This is a genomic window from Xanthomonas sp. SHU 166 (assembly GCF_000364685.1).
Classification (GTDB): Bacteria; Pseudomonadota; Gammaproteobacteria; order Xanthomonadales; family Xanthomonadaceae; genus Xanthomonas_A; species Xanthomonas_A sontii.
Map to the genome: position 1 here is coordinate 1 of NZ_AQOJ01000588.1, position 4313 is coordinate 4313.

At 70.7% G+C, this 4313-nt stretch carries 5 protein-coding genes; 4 read left to right on the top strand and 1 reads right to left on the bottom strand.

The window, feature by feature from the left end; translation table 11 throughout:
• From tilS to D180_RS14655, 4 genes are all read left to right on the top strand, one after another.
• Positions 1-347: tRNA lysidine(34) synthetase TilS (tilS, locus tag D180_RS14640; protein ID WP_043091034.1), on the top strand; the 347-nt coding region annotated here is incomplete at its 5' end.
• A gap of 31 nt (positions 348-378) precedes the next feature.
• On the top strand, positions 379-642 hold the full coding sequence (locus D180_RS14645; protein WP_017909613.1) for an exodeoxyribonuclease VII small subunit: 264 nt from the start codon (positions 379-381) through the stop codon (positions 640-642).
• On the top strand, positions 632-1513 hold the full coding sequence (locus tag D180_RS14650; protein ID WP_017913388.1) for a polyprenyl synthetase family protein: 882 nt from the start codon (positions 632-634) through the stop codon (positions 1511-1513). The genes D180_RS14645 and D180_RS14650 overlap by 11 nt, the downstream gene beginning before the upstream one ends.
• A gap of 750 nt (positions 1514-2263) precedes the next feature.
• Complete coding sequence (locus D180_RS14655) at positions 2264-3358, top strand: M35 family metallo-endopeptidase (RefSeq protein ID WP_017913389.1); 1095 nt, start codon at positions 2264-2266, stop codon at positions 3356-3358.
• Positions 3359-3453: 95 nt separating this feature from the next.
• Here the strand turns inward: D180_RS14655 and D180_RS14660 are convergent.
• Positions 3454-4313 (bottom strand): DUF1501 domain-containing protein (locus D180_RS14660; RefSeq protein WP_017913390.1); only part of this gene is annotated, 860 nt, incomplete at its 5' end.

Genomic DNA, 4313 nt, shown 5'->3' on the forward strand with positions numbered 1-4313 from the left:
CGCAGTGGGACGGCCGCGCGCCGCTGGCGTTGCCCGATGGCCGCTGCCTGCACCTGCGCGCCGACACCGCGCTGGCCTTCGATACGCCGCTGCTGGTGCGCGCACGCCGCGGCGGCGAACGTCTGCTTCTGCCAGGGCGGACGCAGTCGCAGGCACTGAAGCACCTGCTGCAGACGCAGGCCTTGCCACCCTGGCAGCGCATGCGACTGCCACTGCTGTTCGACGCCACGCAACTGCTGGCCGCCGGACCGGACCTGCTGGCCGCGCCGTTGCACGATTGGCTGCAGGCGCACGCTGCACGCCTTGAGCTGGATGCGCTGCCGGCGCCGGCGCCCGCCTCGCATTGACCCTGCCGCCGCCGCCGCGCACACTTTCGCCATGCCCAAGAAGTCCCAAGACGATGCCTCCCCGGTCGCGCGCTTCGAGCAGTCGCTCGAGGAGCTGGAAGTGCTGGTGGAGAAGATGGAAGCCGGCGACCTGAGCCTGGAGCAGTCGCTCAGCGCCTACGAGCGCGGCGTGGGCCTGTACCGGCAATGCCAGCAGGCGCTGGAGCAGGCCGAATTGCGCGTGCGCCTGCTCAGCGATCCCGAACAGCCCGACAGCGCCGAACCCTTCGACCCCGTGCCGCCCCATGGCGGCTGAGGCGGCGTTCGCGCACTGGCGCGAGCGAGTGGAAGCCGGGCTGCAGGCGCAGTTGCCGGCAGCCACGCTGGCGCCGCAGCGCCTGCACGCGGCGATGCGTCACGCCACCCTCGGCGGCGGCAAGCGCATGCGCCCGCTGCTGGTCTACGCCAGCGGCGCGCTGTTCGGCGCCGACGCCGCGCGCCTGGATGCACCGGCGCTGGCGGTGGAACTGATCCACGCCTATTCGCTGGTCCACGACGACCTGCCGGCGATGGACGACGATGCCCTGCGCCGCGGCCAGCCGACCGTGCACATCGCCTTCGACGAAGCCACCGCGATCCTCGCCGGCGACGCGCTGCAGAGCCTGGCGTTCGCGTTGCTGGCCAATGCCGAGGACGCGGCGGCGACGCTGCGCGTGCAATGGCTGCAGACCCTGGCCGAGGCCGCCGGTGCGGCCGGCATGTGCGGCGGGCAGGCATTGGACATCGACGCCACCGGCCGCGTGCAGGCGCTGCCGGACCTGCAACGCATGCATGCGCTGAAGACCGGCGCGCTGATCCGCGCCAGCGTGCGCCTGGGCGCACTCGGCGGCGGCGCCGATGCCGATGCGCTTTCGCAGCTGGACAGCTTCGCCACCGCGCTGGGCCTGGCCTTCCAGGTGCGCGACGACATCCTCGACGTCGAAGCCAGCTCCGAACAGCTCGGCAAGACCGCCGGCAAGGACGTCGCGCAGGCCAAGTCCACCTACCCTGCCCTGCTGGGCATGGATGGCGCCAAGGCCAAGCTGGCCGAGCTGGCGCAAGCGATGCAGGACAGCCTGGAAGGCTATGGCGCTGCCGCCGATGCACTGGCGGCGCTGGCGCGGCTCGCGGTCGATCGCGCGCACTGATCGCCACGCTCGACGCGTGCGATCGTTGCGGCTGGGCCGCACGCGTCATTAGCCGCAGATGCGATGCACCGCATCCGCGAAACCAGGGATGGATGCTGGCGCTGGCCGCGCGCAGCCCGTGATGACCAGAGGCGCTGTTGCAGGAGCGGCTTCAGCCGCGACAGACGGCATCGGTCATGCCTGTCGCGGCTGAAGCCGCTGCTACGGGGGCTTGCGGTGAGTGTCTGAGGCAATGTGGGAGGGACGTCAGTCCCGACTGCTTTCGCGGTCCGATCGTCCGCCACGCCGCTCGTCGCGGATGCATGACGGTTGACTCCCACACCAGGCGACCAGGCGCATCTCACGCCACGGCAACCCGCGTTGCCGCAAAAATTCCGACGCCGCGCATACCGCTGCAGATCGCGATGACGCCGGCTGCGGCGAATGGAGATCCCGGACGTCCTCATCGCCTTCGGCAAACGCCGCCACCAGCACGATCTGCACGCACGCACACGCACAGTGCGAGCGTGATCGCCACATGGCCTATCGCAACGCTGCGCTCGATCCAGTGCATGCCGCTGCGGCAAGGCCGCTGCAGCGCGACACTCACATGCGGCGATGTCTGTCCGCGATGCCGATACTGAGACCTGGCGCGCGCTTCGCTGGACGAAATCGAAGACAAACGCACCTGCGACGCGCACACGCGCATCACCGGGCTAGTTTGCTTCGGCCCCTGTCACGGGGCACCCACTTTCGACGGAGAGAGACTGCATGAAACACGCATCCCGGATCTCGGCAGCGATCGGCTTCAGCCTGGTCGGCATCATCTCGGCGGCCACGGCGCAATCGCAACTCACGCGCACGCCCGCGCCGCTGCAGGTCGAACTGACGCCGGTCGCCGACGCCGACGGCCAGCAGCGCGGCCAGATAGCGGTGACCGTGCGCAACACCGGCACGCAGGTCGCACGCGTGCCCAAGTGGGAACTGCCGCTGGGCGATCTCGACAACGCCCTGTTCCAGGTCCAGCGCGACGGCAAGCCGGTGGATTACGTCGGGCGCCTGGTCAAGCGCGCCGCGCCGCGCGCCGAGGACATGGTGGTGCTGCAGCCGGGCGAAGCGAAGCAGGCGCAGATCGACCTGAGCCGCGCCTACGACCTGACCCGCAGCGGCACCTACAGCATCCGCCTCGACGCGCCGCTGCAGGGCGCCGCGCTCGCCGATGGCGCGCGCATGCTGCGCGCCGACGGCGAGCCGCAGACCCTGTCCAGCGCGCCGCTGACGGTATGGCTGGATGGCGGCCGCGGCCATGCGGTGCGCAACGACCTGATGGTCGGCCCGCAGGCGGTGGTCAACGGCGTCAACTACGCCTCGTGCAGCACCAACCAGATAAGCACCATCGGCAGCGCGGTGAACGCGGCGCGCACCTACTCGCAGAACGCCAAGACCTACCTCAACGGCGGCAGCACCGGCGCGCGCTACACCACCTGGTTCGGCGCCTACAACGCCAGCCGCTACAGCACCGCCACGTCCAACTTCGTCAACATCGATTCGGCGATCGACCAGAACAACGGCCAGATCACCATCAATTGCGGCTGCAGCGACAGTTCCTACGCCTACGTGTATCCGAACCAGCCGTACCAGATCTACGTGTGCAATGCGTTCTGGAGCGCGCCGCTGACCGGCACCGACTCCAAGGCCGGCACCCTGATCCACGAAATGAGCCACTTCAGCGTGGTCGCCGGCACGCAGGACACCGCGTACGGCCAGAGCGCGGCCAAGAGCCTGGCCAAGAGCGATCCGGCGCGCGCGGTGAAGAACGCCGACAGCCACGAGTACTTCGCCGAGAACAATCCGTCGCAGAACTGAGTCCGGCACGCCGACGATGTCCCCGGGCGCCGACCTCGCGTCGGCGCCCGGTTCGCGTGCGGCCCAGGCCGCACGCTCTATGCCCGCGTGGTGTCCTAGGCCACCAAACCCTCCAACCTGGGCAGCCCCGCGCTGCCGGGGAACACCTGGGTGTCCAGCGCGCGCTCGGACACGCCCAGATGCGCGCCGAGCACGTGCCGGAACAGGCTGCGCAGGTCGCTGGTGGCGCGCAGGTCGCGGCCCTCGTTCAAGGCCCGCGGCGACAGGCCGGGCCAGTCTCCCGCGATGCGCCCGCCGCGCACCGCGCCGCCGGCCAGGAACGCCACCCCGCCGGTGCCATGGTCGGTCCCGCCGGTCCCGTTCACGGCCGCGGTGCGGCCGAACTCGGTCACCACCGCGACCACGCTGCGCGACCAGCAGGCCTGCGCGCCATCGTGGAACGCGCGCAGCCCCGCATCCAGTTCGCCCAGCTTGCGCTGCAGCACCGCGGCCTGGTTGCCGTGGGTATCCCAGCCGGCATCCTCGACGAAGCCGATCCGCGGCCCGTCGGGCTTGGCCATGAAGCTGGCCGCCGCACTCATCGCCTGCGGCAATTGCCCACCCTTGACGCTGTCCACCTGCATGCCCTGCTCGCGCAGCGCGCGCGCGAAATCGCCGGCCAGGTGCGGATCGGCGGCGTACAGCGGCTGCAGACGCTGCAGCAGGATCGGATTGACCGCGCTCGGCAGCGGCGGCGACCAGCTGTTCACCGCGCCCGGGCCGCGCATGATCAGCGGCGTCACCGCGCTCACCGACACCGCCTCGGCGCCGTGCAGGGCCAGTGCGCAGCGGTTGAGCCAGCCGCTGGAGGCGCCACTGGGCCGCGCGGTGCCGTTCTCCAGGCAATCCTGCGCCTCGAAGTGCGAGCGCTCGCGGTACGGCGGCGCCACCGCCACCACCGGCAGCCATTGCTTGC